Source organism: Paraburkholderia sp. SIMBA_053 (assembly GCF_046534895.1).
Taxonomy (GTDB): domain Bacteria; phylum Pseudomonadota; class Gammaproteobacteria; order Burkholderiales; family Burkholderiaceae; genus Paraburkholderia; species Paraburkholderia caledonica.
In genome coordinates this window covers 373,121-393,987 of sequence record NZ_JAWRXU010000004.1, presented here as the reverse complement: position 1 = coordinate 393,987, position 20,867 = coordinate 373,121, and the positions used below count along the sequence as shown (strand labels likewise).

General features: G+C 61.2%; 26 protein-coding genes. 14 read left to right on the top strand and 12 right to left on the bottom strand.

Features of this window, described 5'->3' with window-relative positions; translation table 11 throughout:
- Nucleotides 1–183 precede the first annotated feature (183 nt).
- On the top strand, nt 184–501 hold the full coding sequence (locus tag SB753_RS16855; protein ID WP_027777718.1) for an ArsR/SmtB family transcription factor: 318 nt from the start codon (nt 184–186) through the stop codon (nt 499–501).
- A gap of 93 nt (nt 502–594) precedes the next feature.
- Complete coding sequence (locus SB753_RS16850; protein WP_410800862.1) at nt 595–1,656, top strand: alkene reductase; 1,062 nt, start codon at nt 595–597, stop codon at nt 1,654–1,656.
- 173 nt (nt 1,657–1,829) lie between these two features.
- On the opposite strand, the gene SB753_RS16845 is transcribed toward SB753_RS16850, so the two are convergent.
- Nucleotides 1,830–2,357, bottom strand: a complete 528-nt coding sequence (locus tag SB753_RS16845) for a GNAT family N-acetyltransferase (RefSeq protein WP_020068377.1) — start codon at nt 2,355–2,357, stop codon at nt 1,830–1,832.
- Nucleotides 2,358–2,491: 134 nt separating this feature from the next.
- Here SB753_RS16845 and SB753_RS16840 point away from each other — a divergent pair, with 134 nt between their 5' ends.
- Nucleotides 2,492–3,139, top strand: a complete 648-nt coding sequence (locus SB753_RS16840; RefSeq protein ID WP_410800860.1) for a VTT domain-containing protein — start codon at nt 2,492–2,494, stop codon at nt 3,137–3,139.
- An 86-nt stretch (nt 3,140–3,225) separates the two neighbouring features.
- Here the strand turns inward: SB753_RS16840 and SB753_RS16835 are convergent, their stop codons facing one another.
- Entirely contained in the window at nt 3,226–3,687 is a 462-nt protein-coding gene (locus SB753_RS16835; protein WP_410800858.1) for a VOC family protein, read from the bottom strand.
- Between the two features lie 78 nt (nt 3,688–3,765).
- Complete coding sequence (locus SB753_RS16830; protein ID WP_310069396.1) at nt 3,766–4,023, bottom strand: hypothetical protein; 258 nt, start codon at nt 4,021–4,023, stop codon at nt 3,766–3,768.
- Between the two features lie 198 nt (nt 4,024–4,221).
- On the opposite strand from SB753_RS16830, the gene SB753_RS16825 reads away from it, so the two are divergent.
- Nucleotides 4,222–4,641 carry a hypothetical protein gene (locus SB753_RS16825; RefSeq protein ID WP_020068373.1) on the top strand — a complete coding sequence of 140 codons (420 nt, stop codon included), beginning with the start codon at nt 4,222–4,224 and terminating at the stop codon, nt 4,639–4,641.
- Between the two features lie 153 nt (nt 4,642–4,794).
- Here the strand turns inward: SB753_RS16825 and SB753_RS16820 are convergent, their stop codons facing one another.
- Complete coding sequence (locus SB753_RS16820; RefSeq protein ID WP_088173431.1) at nt 4,795–5,016, bottom strand: DUF2795 domain-containing protein; 222 nt, start codon at nt 5,014–5,016, stop codon at nt 4,795–4,797.
- A 215-nt stretch (nt 5,017–5,231) separates the two neighbouring features.
- Between SB753_RS16820 and SB753_RS16815 the strand changes: the two genes are divergently transcribed.
- The 3 genes from SB753_RS16815 (at nt 5,232) to SB753_RS16805 (ending at nt 8,264) form a co-directional block, all read left to right on the top strand.
- Complete coding sequence (locus tag SB753_RS16815) at nt 5,232–7,400, top strand: response regulator (RefSeq protein WP_410800855.1); 2,169 nt, start codon at nt 5,232–5,234, stop codon at nt 7,398–7,400.
- A 63-nt stretch (nt 7,401–7,463) separates the two neighbouring features.
- The gene (locus SB753_RS16810; RefSeq protein WP_410800853.1) at nt 7,464–7,679 is read left to right on the top strand and encodes an FmdB family zinc ribbon protein; all 216 of its coding nucleotides are present in this window, start codon (nt 7,464–7,466) and stop codon (nt 7,677–7,679) included.
- Between the two features lie 57 nt (nt 7,680–7,736).
- Nucleotides 7,737–8,264, top strand: a complete 528-nt coding sequence (locus SB753_RS16805) for a low affinity iron permease family protein (RefSeq protein ID WP_087753777.1) — start codon at nt 7,737–7,739, stop codon at nt 8,262–8,264.
- Here SB753_RS16805 and SB753_RS16800 read toward each other — a convergent pair.
- The 5 genes from SB753_RS16800 to SB753_RS16780 all read right to left on the bottom strand — a co-directional run bounded on the left by SB753_RS16800 (nt 8,261) and on the right by SB753_RS16780 (nt 10,744).
- A complete protein-coding gene (locus SB753_RS16800) occupies nt 8,261–8,896 on the bottom strand; it encodes a ParB-like protein (RefSeq protein ID WP_410800851.1) in 636 nt (211 codons plus the stop codon). The genes SB753_RS16805 and SB753_RS16800 overlap by 4 nt on opposite strands.
- A 54-nt stretch (nt 8,897–8,950) precedes the next feature.
- On the bottom strand, nt 8,951–9,244 hold the full coding sequence (locus SB753_RS16795) for a DUF6723 family protein (RefSeq protein WP_020068367.1): 294 nt from the start codon (nt 9,242–9,244) through the stop codon (nt 8,951–8,953).
- 164 nt (nt 9,245–9,408) lie between these two features.
- Nucleotides 9,409–9,534 carry a hypothetical protein gene (locus tag SB753_RS16790; RefSeq protein WP_006049380.1) on the bottom strand — a complete coding sequence of 42 codons (126 nt, stop codon included), beginning with the start codon at nt 9,532–9,534 and terminating at the stop codon, nt 9,409–9,411.
- A 58-nt stretch (nt 9,535–9,592) separates the two neighbouring features.
- On the bottom strand, nt 9,593–10,021 hold the full coding sequence (locus SB753_RS16785) for a GFA family protein (protein WP_410800848.1): 429 nt from the start codon (nt 10,019–10,021) through the stop codon (nt 9,593–9,595).
- A 180-nt stretch (nt 10,022–10,201) separates the two neighbouring features.
- Nucleotides 10,202–10,744 carry a DUF4142 domain-containing protein gene (locus SB753_RS16780; protein WP_020068364.1) on the bottom strand — a complete coding sequence of 181 codons (543 nt, stop codon included), beginning with the start codon at nt 10,742–10,744 and terminating at the stop codon, nt 10,202–10,204.
- Between the two features lie 128 nt (nt 10,745–10,872).
- Here SB753_RS16780 and SB753_RS16775 point away from each other — a divergent pair, with 128 nt between their 5' ends.
- Nucleotides 10,873–11,214 carry a hypothetical protein gene (locus SB753_RS16775; RefSeq protein WP_410801067.1) on the top strand — a complete coding sequence of 114 codons (342 nt, stop codon included), beginning with the start codon at nt 10,873–10,875 and terminating at the stop codon, nt 11,212–11,214.
- Nucleotides 11,215–11,287: 73 nt separating this feature from the next.
- Nucleotides 11,288–12,379: a glycosyltransferase family 4 protein gene (locus SB753_RS16770; protein WP_410800846.1), complete on the top strand. Its 1,092-nt coding sequence runs from the start codon at nt 11,288–11,290 to the stop codon at nt 12,377–12,379.
- Nucleotides 12,380–12,436: 57 nt separating this feature from the next.
- On the opposite strand, the gene SB753_RS16765 is transcribed toward SB753_RS16770, so the two are convergent.
- Nucleotides 12,437–12,844: an Hsp20/alpha crystallin family protein gene (locus SB753_RS16765; RefSeq protein WP_020068360.1), complete on the bottom strand. Its 408-nt coding sequence runs from the start codon at nt 12,842–12,844 to the stop codon at nt 12,437–12,439.
- Nucleotides 12,845–12,866: 22 nt separating this feature from the next.
- A complete protein-coding gene (locus SB753_RS16760) occupies nt 12,867–13,307 on the bottom strand; it encodes an Hsp20/alpha crystallin family protein (protein ID WP_020068359.1) in 441 nt (146 codons plus the stop codon).
- A 251-nt stretch (nt 13,308–13,558) separates the two neighbouring features.
- Between SB753_RS16760 and SB753_RS16755 the strand changes: the two genes are divergently transcribed.
- Both SB753_RS16755 and SB753_RS16750 read left to right on the top strand, forming a co-directional pair.
- Nucleotides 13,559–14,047, top strand: a complete 489-nt coding sequence (locus SB753_RS16755; protein WP_408199161.1) for a hypothetical protein — start codon at nt 13,559–13,561, stop codon at nt 14,045–14,047.
- A 133-nt stretch (nt 14,048–14,180) separates the two neighbouring features.
- Nucleotides 14,181–14,459, top strand: a complete 279-nt coding sequence (locus SB753_RS16750; protein ID WP_410800844.1) for a hypothetical protein — start codon at nt 14,181–14,183, stop codon at nt 14,457–14,459.
- 21 nt (nt 14,460–14,480) lie between these two features.
- Here SB753_RS16750 and SB753_RS16745 read toward each other — a convergent pair whose 3' ends face one another.
- Entirely contained in the window at nt 14,481–16,829 is a 2,349-nt protein-coding gene (locus SB753_RS16745) for a PAS domain S-box protein (protein WP_410800842.1), read from the bottom strand.
- A 324-nt stretch (nt 16,830–17,153) separates the two neighbouring features.
- On the opposite strand from SB753_RS16745, the gene coxB reads away from it, so the two are divergent.
- From coxB to SB753_RS16730, 3 genes are read left to right on the top strand one after another with little or no spacing between them, the layout of a single operon-like run.
- Nucleotides 17,154–18,263 (top strand): cytochrome c oxidase subunit II, encoded by a 1,110-nt coding sequence (gene coxB / locus SB753_RS16740; RefSeq protein ID WP_410800840.1) that lies wholly within the window; start codon nt 17,154–17,156, stop codon nt 18,261–18,263.
- Nucleotides 18,260–20,209: a cytochrome c oxidase subunit I gene (ctaD, locus tag SB753_RS16735; protein ID WP_410800838.1), complete on the top strand. Its 1,950-nt coding sequence runs from the start codon at nt 18,260–18,262 to the stop codon at nt 20,207–20,209. The genes coxB and ctaD overlap by 4 nt, the downstream gene beginning before the upstream one ends.
- Complete coding sequence (locus tag SB753_RS16730; RefSeq protein ID WP_410800836.1) at nt 20,206–20,856, top strand: cytochrome c oxidase subunit 3; 651 nt, start codon at nt 20,206–20,208, stop codon at nt 20,854–20,856. The genes ctaD and SB753_RS16730 overlap by 4 nt, the downstream gene beginning before the upstream one ends.
- Nucleotides 20,857–20,867 lie beyond the last annotated feature (11 nt).

The window sequence follows — 20,867 nt, the reverse complement described above, 5'->3', positions numbered from 1 at the left end:
ATGTGCTCATTTTGCATGACGCGGCTGGATTTTTTGGCATAGCCACGAGTCTTTTCCCTACCGCCGGTAGTGCCTCCAAGCATATCGTGAAATTCCGATATATACTTCGTTCTGTAGCGATGCAAACCTGTGGGCGGCAATTTGCCCACGCCTGACCATTAAAGCAGCTCTGGTAGTTGACGAATGAAACGAACTCCCATCGCGCCTGACATGGACGCGATCCACAAGGCGCTCGCCAATCCGGTGCGTCGAGAGATTCTTGGCTGGCTGCGCGAGCCGCATGCGCACTTCGCCGATCAGGAACTCCCGCTCGACCATGGCGTATGTGCCGGCAAGATCGACGCGCGCTGCGGACTCTCGCAGTCCACGGTGTCGGCCCACCTCGCGGCGTTGCAGCGCGCGGGGCTCGTCACGTCGAAACGCGTGGGGCAATGGGTGTTCTTCAAACGCAACGAGCCCGTGATTCAGGCTTTTCTCGAGCATATGAACTCGAAGCTCTGACCGGTCTTGCATCGCCGCTTCTTTCACTCTTTCGTTGCAATGCAACTATCTCTCGGCTCAAGGCGTCCTCGCCCCAGCCAAAGGTGAACATTTATGCCGACTCTTTTCGATCCGCTGCAAATTGGCGACCTGACGTTGTCCAACCGCATCATCATGGCGCCGCTGACGCGTCAGCGCGCCGAGGAAATCCGCGTGCCGAACGCGCTGATGGCGAAGTACTACGCTGAACGCGCCACGGCGGGCCTCATCATTAGCGAAGCCACCTCGGTCACGCCGCAGGGCGTCGGTTATGCCGAGACGCCGGGCATCTGGTCGCAGGATCAGGTGGAAGGCTGGAAGCTCGTTACCAACGCAGTGCATGCAGCCGGCGGGAAGATTTTCCTGCAACTGTGGCACGTGGGCCGCATTTCCGATCCGCTGTTCCTCAATGGCGAATTGCCGGTCGCGCCGAGCGCGCTCGCCGCGAAAGGCCACGTGAGCCTCGTGCGTCCGGAGCGCCCGTATGTCACGCCTCGCGCACTCGAACTCGACGAAATCGCGGGCGTTGTGCAGGCATTCCGCAAAGGTGCCGAAAACGCGAAAGCAGCAGGCTTCGACGGCGTTGAAGTGCACGGCGCAAACGGCTATCTGATCGACCAGTTCCTGCAGGACAGCACCAACAAGCGCACCGACGCGTATGGTGGCCCGATCGAAAATCGCGCGCGTTTGCTGCTCGAAATCACCGACGCATGTATCGACGTGTGGGGCGCGAATCGCGTCGGCGTACATCTCGCGCCGCGCCGCGACTCGCACGACATGGGCGACTCGGATCCGGCCGCGACCTTCGGCTATGTGGCTCGCGAACTCGGCAAGCGCAAGATCGCGTTCATCGCCGCGCGCGAAGCGTTGGGTGAGGACCGTCTCGGCCCGCAGCTGAAGAAAGAGTTCGGTGGCCCGTACATCGCGAACGAGAAGTTCACGAAGGAAACCGCGCAGCAAGTACTCGACGCAGGCGAAGCGGACGCGGTGGCGTGGGGCCAGTTGTTCATCGCGAATCCGGACCTCGTGCGCCGCTTTGCGACCAATGCACCGTTGAACAAGCCGAATCCGTCCACGTACTACGCACGTGGTGAGACGGGTTACATCGACTACCCTACGCTTGAAACGGTGGAGTAAGCGCAAACGCGTGATCGTGAATGAGCCGTAATGTGGCTGTAAAAGCAGCGGCTGTAACGAGCAGCGAAAAGACGCGCAGCGAAAAGCGGCGGGCGTCATCGGAGAGTGAATCTCCGGCGGCGCCCGCCGCTTTTTTCCGTCTGCGGCGACGCTCGTCTCTGTAACGCAAACCGTTAGTCAAGATCGCGCCGCATGAAGATGCGTTTTGACTCGTCGAGGCCTCGTGCGATATGTGCATCGCGCCGTGCGCGTAGAGCCACGTCGAGTTCGGCTTCGTCTATGTCGCGGAAACCGAGTCGCCGGTAATACGGTGCATTCCACGGCACTTCGCGATACGTCGACAGGACCAGTTGCATGATCTGCCGCGAGCGCGCGAGTTGCGCAACCTGCTCGATCAGCGCCGCGCCGATGCGTCGACCGGCATGCGATGTCAGTACATCGAGCTCCTGGATGTAGATACGCGCGGGCTGCGGCTCGAACATCACGAATCCGACGCATGTTCCCTCGGCATTCACCGCCACGATCAGCTCCTGCGCCGCGATCTTCCGCTCCACGAAAGCGAGACTCATTGGCGGTGCATCGGCAATGCCCGACATGCCGACGCTGACAAACCGCAAGCTTGCCTCGAATTCGATTGTGCGAACCGTTTCGGCATCGCCGGGCGCGGCAAGACGGAAAGTCACATCGGCTAACTGTTGCATGGTGTTTTTTGACGGTTGATGTTCGGCCCGTTCACGGATGCGACACGCGATATTGACATCCACGCGGCCAAATACACAAGTATCCGCGCGGCCGCCGGACTACACTGCTGAACATCCGACAACCTGGGGCCAGCATGCAACTTATGCAAATGCTGCAGATCGCTCTGCACTTCGATCAGCACCTGAGCAGCCTGATCGTCCAATACGGTACAGCCGTGTACGCGATGCTGTTTATTATCGTGTTCGTTGAAATCGGCTTTCTGCCGTTATTTTTCCTGCCGGGCGATCCGCTCATTTTCATTTGCGGCGGGCTGTCAGCCACCGGTGCGTTGAACGTCTGGCTCGTGATATCAGTGCTATTCGCGGCCACTGTGGCGGGAAGCATCGTCGACTATGCAATTGGGCGCGCGATCGGCGGGAAAGTTTATACGGCCGATTACCGCTGGCTCGACAAGAATGCGCTGCGCCGCGCGCATGCGTTCTACGAAGCTCGCGGCGGATTAACCTTTCTGTTATCGCCATTCATTGCCGTAGTGCGCACTTTCGCGCCGTTCGCGGCCGGCGTTTCGCGCATGACGTTTGCGCGATTCGTGTCGTTCGTGACCGCGGGCGCCGCACTGTGGATCGGCTCTCTCGTCGCGGCCGGCTATCTGTTCGGCAATGTGCCGCTCGTGCGCGATCACATGAGTTCCATCGTGCTGCTAGGCGTCGCGCTCGGCGTGGGATCGTTGATCGCAAGCGCGTTGTGGCGACTCGTCAACAGCCGCTCGCGCATTCATTGATCGAGTGCTTTCAGCTTACTTTCTGTGCGTTCCTCTGCGCGAATCGCGCGGGGCTGCCGCCCTGCGTTTGCTCCCCGCATGCACCGCTAGATCCAGCCTTCGATATTCAGCCCGCTCGCGCGTTCAGCCTCTTCCCGCGATACAGCGCGCACGGTCTGCCCGAAACTCCAGATATGCCCCTCCGGGTCACGCGCCGCATAAACGCGGTCGCCGTAAAACTGATCCGCGGGCTCGCGGGTAATGACCGCGCCCGCCGCACGCGCGCGAGCGCAATGTTGGTCGATACCGTCGCTCAGTTGCACATGCACTGACTGTGTATTTTTCCCGCTCACAGTAACCCGGCTCACGGAGTCTGCCGACCATTCACGGCTGATCATCACGTAGCTGTCGCCGTAACGCATTTCGGAGTGTGCGAGTTGCCCGGCGTCGTCGGTAATCACGAGTTGCCGGGTGAAGCCGAAAGCCCGTTCGAGCCACTCAAGAGCGGCCAACGGATCTTTGTAATAGAGAGCCGCGCCGAATGACGGTCGATGCAAAGATTCGCTCATGACATCCCCTTGCAGGCTCAGCAAACGCAACTTGAATGACCGCGGATCGAACCGCGCATCCACTCAGCCGCGCGCATACTATTGGCTGGCGGACGAAGCAGGCGCCGCGCTGCTGGGTTGACTCGTGCCGCCCGCAGCCGCGCTCTCGCTCGCGCGCTTCGCGGCGTCGCTTTGGCCACTGGTTCCGTTCGCGCCCGCCGAATTGCTCATCACGCCGCTGCTTGCGGAACTCATCGTGTCCTTGCTGGTGTTGTCCTCTTTCTTGCAGCCAGACGCACCTACGGCCAGCGCCGCAATGGATATGGCGAGTAACGCGCTCTTCGGATTGCAATGCATGGTGGCACCCGTTCGGTTTCGATTCGTCGTTGCGCGAAGCGCGGCATGACTCCTCGATAGCAGAACGGCGGAGCATCGACTGTGCCTGGTGAAACTAATAAATCATTCCACGCAAGGCGGCAAGCGGTTTGCTGCAACTCCCGTTACATGGACCACATATCGCACACTGCACTCCGTCAAACACAGGAGAACCGGATCATGCTGCTTAGCGACGAAGAACTTGCGCGCCTTGACGGCGTCGCGCCGTTTCTCGAGAGCGAGGCGAAGACATCGCTCAACTTCGCACCGAATTATGAAGTCACCGCCGAATTCGAGACGCATCTGCAACCGGGACTGCGCATCCGTGCCCCAGCATCGGACGCGGCATCGGAGGACCCAGAAGCGCCGCCGTATCCATTGAACCTCTTCGTCGGATTGCCGCTCGATGAGTTACGCAACCTCGCCTACGCAGACGATATGGCGCGCGAGGCGATGATTGGACGCTTCGGCGCATCGTTTACCCCGCGCCTGCTGCGCGCAATCGAAAAAGAAACGCCAGGGGCGATCAATCTCGATGCAGGGATCCAGAACGATTCGGGCACGCTGTCGGTGATGCTCGACGAGCCAGAGCAACGGTGATCACCACACGTCTGGAACGCCCGTCGGAGATTCCATGTCAATGCCTTAACAAGGACGCGCGAGCCACGTGTATTTACTTCCCGGACGCTTGCACATTTGACAGCGGAGACAGCGGCCTCCGCGCGTCGCGCGCCCGGGTTGGTCTTCCGGGCGCTATTCGTCGCCCACTCCTTTCGATACCTCGGCGGGGCTGCCGTACTCCTGATCCGGCAAGCGTTCGAGTGCATCGAGCACCTCGTCGTCGGCGCCGTTGCCCTTTGCGGTGTCCAGCAGGCTTGCTTTGTCGGCGGGATACGAAGCACCCTTCAGCGCCTTCTGGACATCGATGAATTTGCGGATGGGACCGCCGTTCGAACCTGAATTAGACGTCGCCATGTGCCTCTCCTTGGTTGGCATGCGGTCCCGCTAATTCAGCATCGCGCGTTCCTCGCGGGCGCCCGGTCCTTTACGCGTGTTCTGCCGCCGCAATGCACAACGTAGCTTGTGTCTCGGCATAGCAGGAATGAATCTGGCTCGATAGTTTCATTCAAAGAGCCTCCGTTAGTTGGGATGGCTCACTTTCTTCACTATTGCAAGCAGGGGATCTTGCCGTGAGCACAGCGGACCGCGAAGCCATTCTCTTCAACCAGCAAGCGATTCTGGCGGAATTCGGCGAGCTTGCGCTTCGCTCCGACGACCTCGACGAAATATTGTGCGAAGCATGCCGTCTCGTCGCTCAAGCGCTGCAAGCCGACATGGCCAAAGTCATGGAATTGCAGGCCGATCGAATTACGCTTCTCGTGCGCGCCGGCGTGGGCTGGCCGCCGGGCGTGGTGGGCCATGCCACGGCGCGAGCCGAGCGCGGCTCGTCGGAAGGTTATGCGCTGCAAACGGGCAAGCCCGCAATTTCGCCCGACATCGCTGCTGAAAAGCGCTTTCGCTATTCGCAGTTCATCGTCGACGCGGGCGTGAAGGCGCTCATCAACGTCGTGATTCTCGGCGGAAAAGAACGGCCTGCATACGGCGTGTTGCAAGTCGACAGTCGCACGCCGCGCGACTTCAACGACCTCGACACTGAATTCCTGCGCTCGTATGCGAACCTGCTCGCCGCCGCGGTCGAACGGCTTCGGATTGCGGCCGAGACGCGCAAACATGCCGTCTCGCTGCACGAGAGCGAAGAGCGCTACCGCATGCTTGCGACGCAGATACCGCAACTGGTGTTCACCTGCCTCATTAGCGGCGAGCGCACGTGGGGCAGTCCTCAGTGGATCGAATATAGCGGCATTTCGGAGCAGGACAGCCTCGGCTTCGGATGGCTGGATGCAGTGCATCCCGGCGATCGCGAGGCAACCATGGCGGCGTGGAGCGTGTGCGGTGTGAAAGGAGAATATGCGGTCGAGCACCGCATTCGCCGCGCGTCCGACGGCACGTACCGCTGGTTCCAGACCCGCGCGAAGCCGTTGCGTGCAGAAGGCGGAATCGCGGCATGGCTCGGCACATCGACCGATATCGAAGATCAGGTTCGCGCACGCGAAGCGCTCGAACGCGGCAGCGAGGAACTCGAAAGACGTGTATCCGAGCGCACCGCGGAATTGCAGCGGGCGGTGGATACGCTTCATCGTGAAAGCCGCGAACGCTCGCGCGCCGAAGAACGTTTGCGCCACAGCGAGAAACTCAAGGCCATTGGCCAACTTACCGGCGGCATCGCCCACGACTTCAACAACATGCTGCAGGCCATCATGAGTTGCCTGAGTCTGATCCGGGTGCGCATGCAGCAGGGCCGGCCAACCGACGTCGTCACGCTGGTCGAGCGGGCGGAAAAAGGCGCAAACCGTGCGGCGACATTGACACACAGGTTGCTCGCGTTCGGACGCCAACAAACGCTCGAGCCGCGTCTCGTGAGCCTGGATGCGATTGCGCACGACATGGAAGACATGATTCGCCGCGTTGTCGGATCGGGCATTAACCTGGAACTCAAACTCGGTGACGGGACGTGGCTGGTTTTGTGCGACCCGAACCAGATGGAAAGCGCACTCGTCAATCTGTGCGTGAATGCTCGCGACGCGATGCCGGACGGCGGGTGGCTCACCATCAGCACGAGCGAAGTGATATTGACCGACGCAGAAGTCGCCGGATTCGACGACGCCCAACCTGGACGTTACTGCTGCATTGCTGTGTCGGACACGGGCACAGGCATGTCGCCGAAAATCATGGAACACGCGTTCGAGCCGTTCTTCACGACAAAACCGTCGGGCCAGGGCGTCGGTCTTGGACTCAGCCAGATCTACGGCTTCGTCAGGCAATCCGGCGGAATCGTGCAGATGGAAACCGCTCTAGGCAAAGGAACGACCGTACGCCTATGCTTGCCCGCCTCCGTGCAAAAGGAAGATATGCAGGACGAGTACAAGGATCCGGCAAAAACCATCGTCCTTGTCGAGGACGAAGAAATCGTGCGCGAAGTCACCGCGGAGCAATTGAGGGAACAGGGCTACCGCGTACTGGAAGCGGACAGCGGCGCGGCGGCATTGCGGCTGCTGCATGCAGGCGCGCGTTTCGATCTGCTGATCAGCGACGTCGCTTTGCCCGGCACGATCAACGGCCGGCAGATCGCCGAGGCCGTGAGGCAACGGTATCCGTCGATGCCGGTCATTCTTGTCACCGGCTATGCGCCAGGCGATGCGCTCTCCGACATGGAAGTCATCCGCAAACCTTTCGCTCCCGAAGTACTCGCCGACCGCGTGCGCGCAAAGCTCGAACAATTGCGTACCGATGCAGACTAGACTGTTTACTTAACCCGCCGTCAGTAGACTCGAGTGGCTACTGACCTAACAGAGCCACACGCCATGCCAGTTTATGACTATGAGTGCGTCGAATGCGGCGCTTTCGAAACGGTGCGCCGCATTGCGGAGCGTGACGAACCTGTGGCGTGCCCTCAGTGCGGGGCCACCGCTGCACGGGTAGTAATCGGCGCGCCCTCGCTCGGTGGCGGCTCGCCCGACGCCCGCGAAGAAGCCGGAGGCTATGGGATGCGGCATTTTGGTGGATGCTCCTGCTGCTGAGATGTCGGCACGCAATGTGCTATCTCCCGGTCATGAGCCAACATCCCGGAGAAAGAAATGCGACCAGGAGAATCCCGCTCAAGCGCGGATAGCATCGACACCGTTCCGCAGACGTCCAGCCCTGCCTACGCAGCGCGCAATCCCGTCACGCGCGCGTTCGACAACTTCGCGAGTTCGGTAACGCGCCTTGCCGGATCGCCGATTGCGTTTGGTATCGCCGTCATCACGGTGATCGTTTGGGCCGTCACGGGACCCTTCTTCCACTATTCCGACGCTTGGCAACTCGTCATTAATACCGGCACGACCATCATCACTTTTCTGATGGTCTTCATGATCCAGCAAAGTCAGAACAAGGACAGTGTTGCGATGCATCTGAAGCTCAACGAATTGCTGGCTTCGCATCGCGCGGCAAACAATCAGTTAATCGGCATTGAAGACGCATCCGAGGACGATCTTCGCCGTCTGGCCGAAGCGTATTTGCGGTTGGCGAGCAAGGTCGGCACGCAAGGCAAGCACACTGTCGACGTGGATGCTTGCGTGGAAAAAACCGGCGCCGGAAAGGGCAAAGAGCACGAACGCGCTTAATTCTGTGCATCGCCCGAATCCGCCGACGCGCCTTGTACACCAGCGTCGGACTCGACATAGCCAGGCAGGCCAAGCGCAGCCTGGCTCTTCGCCAGTTCAACCGCTCGTTGCACCAGTGCAGCGTATTCCGATGGGTCTGCGGGAAGCGGGAGCCTGTGGCGAAAGAAATCCGCCCAGCGGAATTCCGCCAAAGGCACACTCGTTCTCTGATAACCACCGGCATCGCGCACCGAAGCGGCGAGGCTGCGGAATTCGTCGTCTATCATTTCCCAGACGTGCAGCGGCATATCGGCAAAGGACACCCGCTGGCCACGCTGATCGTATGGAAATGTCCAACGATTGTTTTCGAGCGTGAGCCAGAATTCGGCCGGCGAAGACGTGGACAGATCCCGGATCAGCACGACAGGTACCGACGTTATATCGGCCTGCCAAAGAGCCGCGGCCACGTGGTGATGGTCGATCACGTACGGCTCTTCCTGGGGTCCAAGGACGATCGGGACGGGTTTCTCCGCAATGGCCATGTCAAGGTCATGACCGGACAGCGACTGATAGAAGCGCGTTTTTTCCTCTACCTCGCGCAATCCGTGCGTGACTTGCGTGGGGCGCAAACGATCGATGTCCAGTGACTTCATTGACGTCTCCATTGTTATTAGCGCAATGCGATGGTTCCCCACCGATCAGGCGGATCAGTACTCCGGGTTCAGCAGGTCCGCCGCGACAACTTCGGCGCCTTTACGCGCTGCGGCCTCACGTGCTTCAAGCGCGGTTTCGAACGGACCTATCATCGGCGCGCCGTCGTACGGAAATATCAGCCGGTCGTCTGTTATGCGTACGACCTTCAGGTCGCCGGTAAACGTGCCGGTCACAGTACGCCGATACGTCGGGTAGATTCTGTAATCGCTGGCGGTAATGGTTATACCGTCGGGCGATGCCGGATGCCGCAGCGAACTATTGTGAAAGTGCAACTTCCTTCTCACCATCTCGATTCCTGCAATTGCGAGTCGACTGTTTCAGGGGCCAGGAAAAACGCGCATCGATCCGTCAAACGCAGGCGCGGCGCACATCGAATGCGCGCCGCGCCCTCTCCCGCGGAACGGGACATCAGCGCCGGAATTACGGCGCCGGTGAAACGTTCAGCGGCCGATCAGGGCTGACGTTGGCCGCCCTGGTGCTGCGGCGTCTTCTGCTGATTCTGCTGTTGCTGCCCGCTCTGCTTGCCCGCGTTCTTCGGATTACCCGGTTGTGTATTGGATTGCTTTGGATCGCTCATTTTCCAGCTCCTTCATTTACGAAGTAGTTCGTCGAAGTACTGCGCACTGCTTGCACCACTAATGGGGACTTTCTTCTTCGTATTCGGTACGAACGCCCTGCGGGAGCCAGGGCTCTTTATGGCAGCACCATAATTCGTAAGTCGGCTCGTAAAGCCCGACGCTATCGAACGCACCTAGCGGTATGTCGAGTTCATCGCTGTCCACGTACTCCATGAACGCAACCGATCCGCAGGTCTGGCAGAAATATCGCCTGCCTTCCGCCGAGCTTTGCCACATCTGGACCGGCCCGGACAACTGGACCGCGTCGCGCGCGAACATCGCATATGCGCCGAACGCGCTGCCATGCACGCGGCGGCAGGTCATGCAATGGCACAGAGAGACGCGCCTCGGCGCTGCACTCACCTCAAACCGCACGGCTCCGCATGCGCACCCACCGGTCTGCGCCGTCTGGCCGACTGCCGAGCGCGGGGCGTCCTCAGTGTGCATATCGCTCTCCCAATACGATGTTGCGGTACAGACTCGCGAGCCCGAATCAACGCAATGCCCGCCGCCCGCCGAAGAGCGCAGCAGGCCGCGTGCCACGAGGCGCGCCACCCGCCACGCGCATGCCATTTCGTGTGCGATTCGAGCACTGACGTCGAGCCCGAATCGCAGACAACAACAGTACTACTGGGTCACGCCCTTCTTCGCCGCAAGTTGTTGAGCCCGCTGGTAATGCTCCTTGATTGTCGGCAACGCCTTTTGCGCGGCCTTCTTCAGGTCGGCGTTCTGCCCTTCAGCAATTTCCTTTTCGAAGGCGGCAATGGCTTGCTTGTGGCCTTCAAGACCGACCTTCTGGATATACGCCTGATCGAATTCCTTGCCCTTCAGCGGCTTCAATGCGTCGAGCACACTCGGGTCCGAATTGTCTTTCGGTACTTCCACGCCATGCGGCGCGGCCATTTTCAGCTGGACGGTCAGCTTCGTGTGATCGAGCATCATGTGATGCGCAAAGGATTTCACGTCTTTATCACTGGAATTGCTAGTCGCGAGTTTTGCCGCGTCGATCTCCGTCGACGAAGACATTGAAGCGGCCTGAACAAAGTCTTTGTCCACCTGTGCGAGCGGATTGGCGGCGGTAGTGGAAGCGGCTTGTGTCTGTGCATTCGCGGCGACCGGAAGCAGGCTGAAACAACCGCACGCTACTGCAATTACTGTCATCTTTTTCATGCGTTTCCTCACTGATTTTCTAACGGGTAGCTCAAAGCGGCGCAATGTTCGTTGCGACATGAGAGACGCAGCAACCGCCATGCCGCCTCTGCGGCCGTGATGCGCATTACGTTGATTTGGCCCGACGCGTGTTTGTGATCGCAGCATTCTCCAAGCAGAAATTGCGCGGTTTTATCGCAACGATTACAAGCATCCTGGACGAGAATCGGCGTCGCTTGAAGACGTCTTGGGATTCTAGCCGGGAGCGTCCCTTGCTCGACTCCCGTTGCCTTCCAACCAACCCACGGGAGAATGAAATGGCGACGAAACCGAATGACCAGGACGACACCGCGCAAAGCACGGGTAACGACCAATCTGGAGAAGGAACATTTGAAACCGATGTCTCCGAAACCGACGACGAGGGCACCACAGTCCGGCAAGCGGAAGTAAAAGAGGACGATCTGTCGGAAGTGAAGAAAGACAACTCCTGAAGCCTGCGACGATGGCCGCGTTCGTAAGTCCCGCGCACGCGGCTGCAACCCAACCTCAAGACACGACTGCCCCGTGAGAATCGCTCAAGTCGCCCCTCTCTACGAATGCGTCCCCCCCTTCGCTTACGGCGCCACCGAGCGCGTCGTGTCCTACCTCACCGAAGAACTCGTTCGACGTGGCCACGATGTCACGCTGTTCGCTACCGCCGACTCCACCACGGCTGCACGTCTTGTACCGATCTGCGAGCGCGGACTATGGCGCGATACGACCGTGTGGGACACGCTCACGCACCACGTGAGGCAGCTGGCACGCGTCGCAGATCTGGCGAACGAGTTCGAGTTCGACGTCGTGCATTTTCATGGCGATCCGCTGCACTTTCCGCTGGCACGAGCGTTACCGTGCAAGTCGCTCACCACGCTTCATGGGCAATTGCTGCCTGTGGATCACGGGCCGCTTTTTCGCGAATTCTCGTCAGCGCCGCTCGTGTCGATTTCCAACGATCAGCGCAAGCCGGTGCCATCCGCCAACTGGCAAGCAACCATCTATCACGGTCTGCCACTCGACGAATTCGAGTTTCAGCCGGATCCTGCGTCGTATCTGCTCTTTCTCGGCCGCTTGATGCCCGGCAAGCGGCCCGACCTCGCCGTTGAAATCGCAAGGCGCGCCGGACTGACGTTGAAAATGGCCGGCAAAATCCATCCCGGCGAGCGGGAGTACTTCGCACAGCAAATCGAACCGCTGCTGGAAGATTCGCGCGACTTCACCGACTACCTCGGCGAAGTCGGCGGTGACCTACGCAGGCAACTCATCGCGAATGCGCGAGCGCTGCTGTTTCCAGTGGAATGGGCGGAGCCGTTCGGGATGGTGATGATCGAGGCAATGGCATGCGGCACGCCGGTCGTTGCATTTGGACGCGGCGCGGTGCCCGAAGTGCTGACGCATGGCGTGAACGGGTTCATCGTCGATAACGTCGAACAGGCTGTCAGCGCGGTCGCGCGCATCGGCGAAATAGATCGCGCGCATTGTCGCCGCTCGTTCGAGCAGCGCTTCACGGCTGCACGCATGGCGGGCGACTATCTGCGCGTGTATGAAAATCTTCTCGCGGGAACACCCGCACCGGTGCCGGCATCCGACACCGGCGCGGGCGCACGACTTTTCGGCTAGCAATCCGCCGGGCCGAATCAATCCGCCACGGCCCGCGGCGGGCCGTGGCAAACAGCATTAGCCGACGTTCACTTCAATGCGGCGTGGCCGCGCTTCTTCGCGGCGCGGAATGACGAGCTTCAGCACACCATCCTGAAGGTTCGCCTCGATTTTCGAAGTATCGAATTCCGCACCCAGCGTGAACGAACGCGAGAAATGCGGCGCGCGGATTTCCGCGTGTTGCAGACGCAAGCCGGCGCGCGTCGGCACGCTCGCTTCGGCCTCGATGTGCAGATTGCCGTCGTGCACGCGCACCTCCAGCTTCTCTTTCGACACACCCGGCAGATCTGCCCACAGCGTGACGCCGTGCGCGTTTTCGATCACGTCGACGGGCGGCGTCAGCGTCGCGCGCTGCTCAGCCGGCTCGCGCTCGCCGCGCGCCACGGGTTGCTGCTCCTTTTGAACAACTTCGGTCGTATCGCTCATGATTCGCTCCATCATCGTGAGGTCATTGAATGGTGATTGCACGCGGTTTGGACGACTCGCGCTTGCCGACGCTAATCGACAGACAGCCGTTCGTGTAGCGCGCCTCGACCTTGTCGGGGTCGGCCTGCTGCGGCAGTTCGATTACGCGGCGGAAAGAGCCTGTAAAACGCTCCTGCGCATATTGGCGCGTGGACTCGTCCGCCTCCGGCGCGACGCGCTTGCGCTCGCCGGCAATCGTCAGCAAGCCTTTGTCGATGGATACGTCGAGTTGCGACGCATCGATACCGGGCGCAAACGCGACGATCTCGATCGAGTCGTCGGTGGTGCCGATATTGATTTGCGGAAAGGCCGACAGACGGCCAGAGCGGATGCTCGAAGGGAAACCGCCGAACACCGCCGACATCTGCTGCTGCAAACGGTCGAGCTGGCTGAACAGGTCGGTCGCGAAGTAAAGGTCACTCATGATCGTTTCCTCCTCGGTAGTACCGGGGCAAGGAGACGGACGGGCCTACGCGCTCCAGTCCGCCCGCCCGCACCCGCTGACAGACAAATCGAAACACGCAGCGCGCCGCCGGAACGGCGCGTCTGCCTGAGCGGAATCTAAAATAGATTCGGCCACGACGATTTCAAGACCCTTCTGCGCAAATTTTTGGCCTTGAAAAATACAACGGAAACCACATAGTCGTGCGAGATCAAAGTGTCGGAGAAACAGGCATGGAATTCGATTCGGACTGGCTGACTCTTGGACGGCATCGGGTCTACCTGCGCTCGCCAGGAGGCTTTCCAACGGAAGCAATGCGAACCGCCGTGGACGTCATACGCATTGCGATAGAAAACAATATGAGTGCGCGCGCAAGGCTCGTGGACGTCACGGTGCGAGAGGAAAAATCGTACGACGTATCGGTCGGAACGACCTTCGCCGAAGACCGGCTTTGCGCCCCGCAACTCGAAGCGGCAATTGCCACGGTTCTCGGTTTGATGCCCTCGCAAGTGCGGATCTTCGTGACAGTCGTCACGCAGGAAGAAGTGGACTTGCACTTCGGCGTGTACGAACGGATGCTGGCCGAGAAGATCAGTGGACTGGCGCCGATCAGGCGCATTGAGCAGGATAGCGCGCGCCTTTGCGCACAGACAGCGGCGCAAGACACCTTGGGCACGTTGGAGTTTTCCGACACCGTTGACGCTCTGCGCAGCAAAAGCTGAGCATGTTGACCGCAAAAGCCCTGCCTTAAGATTTCCTTCAGAATTGCGCGATAAATTTAATGAAAGCCTTTTGCCACGCGACACTGGCGAGCAACGCTCGCCAGACATCAAATAAAAATACGAGAGAACCCCTATGCCGAAGGGACCTTCAGCCGCCGCCACCGCGACTGCCCGTGTTACTTACGCGGTTGAACTCGCGCGGGGTGCCTCGCACATCAGCAGTACATTAAGTCCGGAAACCGAAAGGCGCGCAATCGTCGAGACGGTCGGCGAGTTTTGCGACCTGTACGGCGAAGCGAAGCTGCCCCTGTTCCAGAAGCTCCTCGCAGAAGAATTGCGACAACGCGGCAAGAAGGAAGCCGCGCTTGCGGTCGATCAATTCAAGTTCGCTTGCCATTGCACCGGGCGCTGACGCGCGGGGAGCCTACCCGGACTACTTGTCGAAACCGCGCAGCATCGCGCCCAATTCGTCCATGCTATAGGGCTTGCGCAGCGCTCCCCAGCGAAACGGCAGTTTGTCCACCGACGGCATCTCGTGACCCGAAGCAAAAATCACACGTAACGTGGGCCGAATCTGCGTAGCCCGCTGCGCGAGCTCCAGACCGGACATGACCGGCATGGACAGATCGGTGATCAACACGTCGAACGGTTGCTCCGCGAGGAGCTGCAGCGCTTCTTGCGGCGAGCCGGTGACAGCGGGGTCGTGGCCCAGCAGTTTCAGCAACTCGCCGATGGCCTCGGACGTATCGAGATCGTCGTCGACCAGCAGCAAGCGCATGCCCTTGTCAGCCGCTCCCCCCTGATTTTCGCCGGTGTCATCGTTACGCGCGAGCGGAGCGACGCCGAGTATCTGCCGGATCTTGTACGCCAATTGTTCGCGGCTGTACGGTTTGCTCAGCAATTCAACGCCGGGATCAAGCCGACCGCCATGCACGATCGCGTTCTGCGTGTAGCCGGACGTGAACAGCACCTTCATGCGCGGCAACAACTGCACCGCCTGGGCGACCATCGCGGGGCTGCGCAGCGGGCCGGGCATCACCACGTCTGTAAAGAGAAGGTCAATGTGCACGCCGCTGCGAACCACCGCAAGCGCCTGCTCGGCGTCGTTGGCCTTCAGCACGCTATAGCCGAGACCCGACAGCGTGTCGACCACCGTCGATTGCACCTCCTGGTCGTCTTCCACCACCAGGATCGTTTCTGTCCCGCCGAGCAGCGTCAGCGTGACCGGCGGCGAGGTCGGCGCCTCGACCGCTTCTTCCATCGAGCGCGGCAGATAGATCTTCACGGTCGTGCCGTGTCCGACTTCGCTGTAGATCCTGATGTGGCCGCCGCTCTGCTTGACGAAGCCATACGCCATGCTCAGGCCAAGGCCGGTGCCCTCGCCTTCGGGCTTGGTCGTGAAAAACGGATCGAACGCCCGCTGCACGATATCGGGCGCCATGCCCGTACCAGTGTCGGTTACGGCGAGCATCACGTACTGGCCGGAGGGCACGTCCGGGAAGCCCGCGACGTACTGATCGTCGAGCATGGCGTTCGACACTTCCATCGTGAGCTTGCCGCCCTCCTTCATCGCGTCGCGGGCATTGATCGCGAGATTGAGGATCACGTTTTCCATCTGGTGTACGTCGACGAGGGTATTCCACAATCCACCCGACACGACGGTCTCGATCTCGACGGTTTCACCGAGCGCGCGGCGCAGCAGGTCGTCCATGCCCCGAATCGCGGCCGCAAGATTGATGACGATAGGCCGCAACGGCTGCTGGCGCCCGAACGCGAGCAATTGCGACGCGAGCTTCGCGCCGCGCTCCACCGCGTCGATCGCCTTGTCGAGGCGCTCGCGCGTCCAGCCGTCGCGTTTATGCCGGCTTTCCAGCAACTCGAGGTTGCCGCGCAAAATCTGCATGACGTTGTTGAAATCGTGCGCGACGCCGCCCGTCAGCTTGCCGATGGCTTCCATTTTCTGCGACTGCACGAGCGCGATGCGCGTCTCTTCCAGCAGACGATTCGCTTCCATGCGCTCGGTGACATCGCGCGTGATCTTCGCAAACCCGACCAGCGCGCCGCCGTCGCGGATCGCGTCGATCACGACGTGCGCCCAGAAACGCGAGCCGTCCTTGCGCACGCGCCAGCCTTCTGCTTCGAAACGGCCGTCGCGTGCAGCGGCGGCGAGCCCGCGCTGCGGCAGTCCGCTGCCGGCGTCTTCAGGCGTATAGAAGCGGGAAAAATGCGAGCCGATGATTTCACCGGCCGTATAGCCCTTGATACGGCGCGCGCCCGAATTCCAGTTGGTCACCATGCCTTCCGGCGACAGCATGAAAATCGCGTAATCGGTCACGCCGTCCACCAGCAGGCGGAAACGGCGCTCGCTTTCGAGCACCGCGTCGTGCACCGTCTTTTTGTCGGTCATGTCGCGCACGATCTCGCCATAGCCGAGAAGCGTGCCGTCCTGCGAGCGCAGCGCCGTGAGCACGACGCTCGCCCAGAATGCTTTACCGTCCTTGCGCAGGCGCCACCCTTCGCTCTCGAAGCGCCCTTCGCTACGCGCCGTGTCGAGCGCCCTTTGCGGCGAGCCCTTCGCGCGCTCTTCAGCCGTGTAGAAGATATCTAGCGGCTTGCCGACGACCTCGTCCTCGCGAAAGCCGTGAATGGCTTCACCGCCCGCATTCCACGAGCGGATGCGGCCGTCTTCGGACAAACCGATCACCGCGTAGTCGCGCAGGGATTGAACCCAGATGTTGGCCCAGTTCTGAACGATGTCATCGGGCTCGTATGCATGCGCCATTAACCTGCTCCATCGAGAATAGGCTGTGGACCTAATCTGCTTCTGGCGCGCCGCTGACGGCGCACCGCATGTTGTTTTCTACTGTTCTCTGTTGTTTTGCACGTAAAGCCCCAGGCAAGCCGGTCCTTTTGCGGCTTTATGCGCATCTGACATTTTATTAGCGAACGCCTGCGATATGAAGAGTGTTTCCGTAAGACCGGCACGACGGGCGTAAGCGAGTGTAAGCGGCCTGAGCCGCTCATGGTACGCCCCAACGCCTGACCCGGCCCGGTACAGGGATTGCTAAGCCACTCACAAACGCCCCACGAGCCAATGCGCCCAAGCATGAAAACCGGCCAAGCACCCCGAACCGATCTGCAGAGCGTTGCAGGCAGGCCGCCGCGCGGCGCGATTGCGCTCAGGGCCGCAGCTGCTTTCGCAGTCGCTGTGGCGGCGGCTCTATCCGGCGGCCTTGCGTTCGAAGCGCAGGCCGCTCCGGCTCATGATGCGCTGCGCCCAGCAGGCGTGCAGGCCGCGCACATCTTCTCACTCTGGACCGTTACGCTGACCGTCTGCTCGCTCGTGTTCGCGGCGGTGCTGATCGCGCTGCTCTTCGCCGTGGCGCGGGCGCCGCGTGTCAGCCGCGATGCGAGCCCGGATCTGGGCTCGCTCGAGCGCCCAGAGAGACGCGTGGGGCGCGTGGTGAGCGGGGCGTCGATTGCGTCGGTAGTGTTGCTCTTCGGGCTGCTGCTCGCCGATATCATGACCGATCGCGCGCTCTCCCGACTGCCCGTCGCCGACGCGGTTCATCTGGAGATGACCGGGCATCAATGGTGGTGGGAAGCGCGCTACACGGACGACACGCCCGGCAGCGGATTCGCCGTCGCGAACGAACTGCACGTGCCAGTCGGGCGCCCCGTCGTCATTTCGCTCAAAGCCGACGATGTGATTCATACGTTCTGGGTGCCGAATCTGCACGGCAAGAAGGACATGATTCCAGGCCGCGAATCGACAATCGAATTCCGTGCCGACCGTGCCGGCACGTATCGCGGGCAATGTGCCGAATTCTGCGGCCTCGAACACGCGCTGATGGCGTTCACGGTGGTCGCCGAGCCTCCCGCCCAGTACGACGCGTGGGTCGCGCGCCAGCGGACGCCTGCGCCGCAGCCGGTCGACGCGCTACAGGCGCAAGGCGAGCGGCTCTTCACGACCGGCAACTGCGCCGGCTGCCATACCGTGCGGGGCACCTCCGCAAACGGGGTGATCGGCCCGGACCTCACCCACGTGATGAGCCGTCCGATGCTGGCCGCCGAAACATTCGAAAACACGCCTGCCAACCTCGAGTCCTGGATCAAGGCGCCCGGCAGCATGAAGCCCGGCACCACGATGCCGGCAAGCCAGCTGTCGGCGCAGGATCTGAATGCCCTTATCGCATGGATCAGAACTCTCCAATGAGCGAACGTCAATCTGCGCCGGGGCGGCCGGCCGTGCATCTGGTGGACGGCCCCGCTGCCGGCCAGCAGGTCGCCGAAGCGCTTGCGCGCACATGGAGCGATTCCCCGGGCTGGCTGGGCCGGCTCTCCGCTGTCAACCACAAGACCGTGGCGCGGCGCTTCGTGATCACCACGTTCGTTTTCTTCCTGTTGGGCGGCCTCCTCGCGCTCGCCATGCGACTGCAGCTCGCGCGGCCCGGCAATCGCCTCGTCGGTCCCGAGCTATACAACCAGCTTTTCACGATTCACGGCACGACGATGATGTTCCTGTTCGCCGTGCCGGTCATGCAGGCCGTCGCCACCTGGCTCGTGCCGCTGATGATCGGCGCGCGCAGCGTCGCCTTCCCGCGGATGAATGCCTACGCCTACTGGGTCTTCCTGTTCGGCGGCGTGACGCTTTACGTGGCGTTCGTGCTCGGCGCCGGTCCGGACGCTGGCTGGTTCAGTTACGTGCCGCTCGCCGGGCCTGATTACTCGACGGGCAAGGGCGTCGACATCTGGGCGCAGATGATCACCTTCACCGAACTCGCCTCGCTGCTCGAAGCGGTCGTGCTCATTACGACGATCTTCAAGATGCGCGCGCCCGGCATGTCGCTCAACCGCATGCCCTTGTTCGTGTGGGCCACGCTGATCACGCAATTCATGGTGCTGTTCGCGATGCCGGCGGTGATGCTCGGCAGCACCGCGCTGATTCTCGACCGTCTGGTCGGAACGCATTTCTACAACGCGGCGCGCGGCGGCGACGTATTGTTGTGGCAGCACCTGTTCTGGTTCTTCGGGCATCCCGAGGTGTACCTGATCTTCATTCCGCCGCTCGGCTTTCTTTCTTCGATCATTCCAACCTTCGCGCGCCGCCCGATTTTCGGCTACCCGGTCATGGTGCTCGCGCTGATCATGACGGCCTTTCTCGCGTTCGGTCTCTGGGTGCATCACATGTTCGCGACGAGCATTCCGGCGCTCGGCAAGAGCTTTTTTACAGCCGCCAGTCTGATGATCGCCATCCCGTCAGGCGTGCAGATCTTCTGCTGGATCGCGACGCTGTGGACCGGACGTCTCAATCTGAAGACGCCGCTATGGTTTGCGCTCGGCTTCTTCTTCATTCTCGTGCTGGGCGGCATGACCGGGGTGATGCTCGGATCGGTGGCGCTCGACTTGCAGGTACACGACACCTATTTCGTGGTCGCGCATCTGCATTACGTCTTGCTCGGCGGCGCGGTGTTTCCGCTATTCGGCGCGTTCTACTACTGGTATCCAAAAGCAACTGGCCGGCTAATGAACGAGACGCTGGGGCGCCTGCAATTCTGGCTGTTCTTTATCGGCTTTAACGTCGCGTTCTTTCCGATGCACGTGCTCGGTCTGCACGGCATGCCGCGCCGCGTGTGGACCTACCCACACGGCATGGGCTGGGACGGCATGAACCTGGCTGCCACGATAGGCGCGCTAACGATAGGCGTCAGCGTGCTGCTGTTTATAGTCAACGCGATGCACAGCTACCGGCATGGCGAAGTGGCGGGCGCCGATCCGTGGGGCGCGGGCACGCTCGAGTGGAGCACCACGAGTCCGCCGCCGCCGCACAACTTCGACGCGCTGCCCGTGGTTCACGGACGCGACCCGTTGTGGGAGCCGTCCGCGCAGCCTGCCTATGTCAGCGGCCTTGCTGCCGAAGCGCGTGAAGTGTTGTCTACTACTGCGCTCGACGCGTTGCCCGATTTGCGTCTGCTGTTTCCGGCGCCTTCCATCTGGCCGTTTATCAGTGCGGTGGCGACCACCGTGCTGTTTATCGGCTCGATCTTTTCGCCGTGGGCTGTCGTGTGGGGCTCGGTGCCGGTCACGATCGCGTTGATAGGCTGGTTCTGGCCAAATCGCGGCCAGAACCAGCAAGCGGTCCAACTGGAGCAGCGGCCATGACGGAACTGCGCAAAGCGCCGGTAGACGCGATGCCAAACGATGCGGGCGCCACTCCCGTGCTGATGCTGGACGTGCGCCATCTGCCGAGCTTCGGCTTCGGGCATCGCAGCCTGATGTGGTGGAGCACCATCTGCCTGATGCTGATCGAGGGGACCGTTTTTGCCATCGCGGCAATGACGTACTTCTATCTGCGCGGGCTCACCGCAAAGTGGCCGCTCAACGCTGCGCCGCCCGATCTTCTGTGGGGCACCGCAAACACCGCGATTCTGCTCGTGAGCATGTGGCCAAACCAGCTTGCAAAGCGCGCGGCGGACCGCCAGCAGCGCGCCCGCGCGCGTCTGTGGCTCTGCGTATGCCTGGTTTTCTCTGTGGGCTTTCTGGTGGTGCGCGGCGTAGAGTTCGTCGCACTGAACGTGAGCTGGTACACGAACGCCTACGGCTCGGTCGTGTGGCTGCTGCTCGGCCTGCACACAACGCACCTCATTACGGACACACTGGACACCGCGGTGCTCGCCGTGCTGCTGTTCACCGGTCCGTTCGAAGGGAAACGTTTCGTCGACGTGAGCGAGAACGCGCTGTACTGGTACTTCGTCGTACTCAGCTGGTTGCCGATCTATGCGGTGATCTACCTCGCTCCCCGCTTGTGATGGAGGTTTGC

Coding starts and splice junctions, on each gene's coding strand:
- SB753_RS16790 (WP_006049380.1), bottom strand. CDS start 9,534: ATGAGCGATCCAAAGCAATCCAATACACAACCGGGTAATCCGAAGAAC.
- coxB (WP_410800840.1), top strand. CDS start 17,154: ATGAAAACCGGCCAAGCACCCCGAACCGATCTGCAGAGCGTTGCAGGC.
- SB753_RS16810 (WP_410800853.1), top strand. CDS start 7,464: ATGCCAGTTTATGACTATGAGTGCGTCGAATGCGGCGCTTTCGAAACG.
- SB753_RS16785 (WP_410800848.1), bottom strand. CDS start 10,021: ATGCACACTGAGGACGCCCCGCGCTCGGCAGTCGGCCAGACGGCGCAG.
- SB753_RS16760 (WP_020068359.1), bottom strand. CDS start 13,307: ATGAGTGACCTTTACTTCGCGACCGACCTGTTCAGCCAGCTCGACCGT.
- SB753_RS16805 (WP_087753777.1), top strand. CDS start 7,737: ATGCGACCAGGAGAATCCCGCTCAAGCGCGGATAGCATCGACACCGTT.
- SB753_RS16730 (WP_410800836.1), top strand. CDS start 20,206: ATGACGGAACTGCGCAAAGCGCCGGTAGACGCGATGCCAAACGATGCG.
- SB753_RS16795 (WP_020068367.1), bottom strand. CDS start 9,244: ATGGTGAGAAGGAAGTTGCACTTTCACAATAGTTCGCTGCGGCATCCG.
- SB753_RS16765 (WP_020068360.1), bottom strand. CDS start 12,844: ATGAGCGATACGACCGAAGTTGTTCAAAAGGAGCAGCAACCCGTGGCG.
- SB753_RS16825 (WP_020068373.1), top strand. CDS start 4,222: ATGCTGCTTAGCGACGAAGAACTTGCGCGCCTTGACGGCGTCGCGCCG.
- SB753_RS16750 (WP_410800844.1), top strand. CDS start 14,181: ATGCCGAAGGGACCTTCAGCCGCCGCCACCGCGACTGCCCGTGTTACT.
- SB753_RS16835 (WP_410800858.1), bottom strand. CDS start 3,687: ATGAGCGAATCTTTGCATCGACCGTCATTCGGCGCGGCTCTCTATTAC.
- SB753_RS16780 (WP_020068364.1), bottom strand. CDS start 10,744: ATGAAAAAGATGACAGTAATTGCAGTAGCGTGCGGTTGTTTCAGCCTG.
- SB753_RS16850 (WP_410800862.1), top strand. CDS start 595: ATGCCGACTCTTTTCGATCCGCTGCAAATTGGCGACCTGACGTTGTCC.
- SB753_RS16840 (WP_410800860.1), top strand. CDS start 2,492: ATGCAACTTATGCAAATGCTGCAGATCGCTCTGCACTTCGATCAGCAC.
- SB753_RS16800 (WP_410800851.1), bottom strand. CDS start 8,896: ATGAAGTCACTGGACATCGATCGTTTGCGCCCCACGCAAGTCACGCAC.
- SB753_RS16830 (WP_310069396.1), bottom strand. CDS start 4,023: ATGCATTGCAATCCGAAGAGCGCGTTACTCGCCATATCCATTGCGGCG.
- SB753_RS16745 (WP_410800842.1), bottom strand. CDS start 16,829: ATGGCGCATGCATACGAGCCCGATGACATCGTTCAGAACTGGGCCAAC.
- SB753_RS16855 (WP_027777718.1), top strand. CDS start 184: ATGAAACGAACTCCCATCGCGCCTGACATGGACGCGATCCACAAGGCG.
- SB753_RS16845 (WP_020068377.1), bottom strand. CDS start 2,357: ATGCAACAGTTAGCCGATGTGACTTTCCGTCTTGCCGCGCCCGGCGAT.
- ctaD (WP_410800838.1), top strand. CDS start 18,260: ATGAGCGAACGTCAATCTGCGCCGGGGCGGCCGGCCGTGCATCTGGTG.
- SB753_RS16755 (WP_408199161.1), top strand. CDS start 13,559: ATGGAATTCGATTCGGACTGGCTGACTCTTGGACGGCATCGGGTCTAC.
- SB753_RS16820 (WP_088173431.1), bottom strand. CDS start 5,016: ATGGCGACGTCTAATTCAGGTTCGAACGGCGGTCCCATCCGCAAATTC.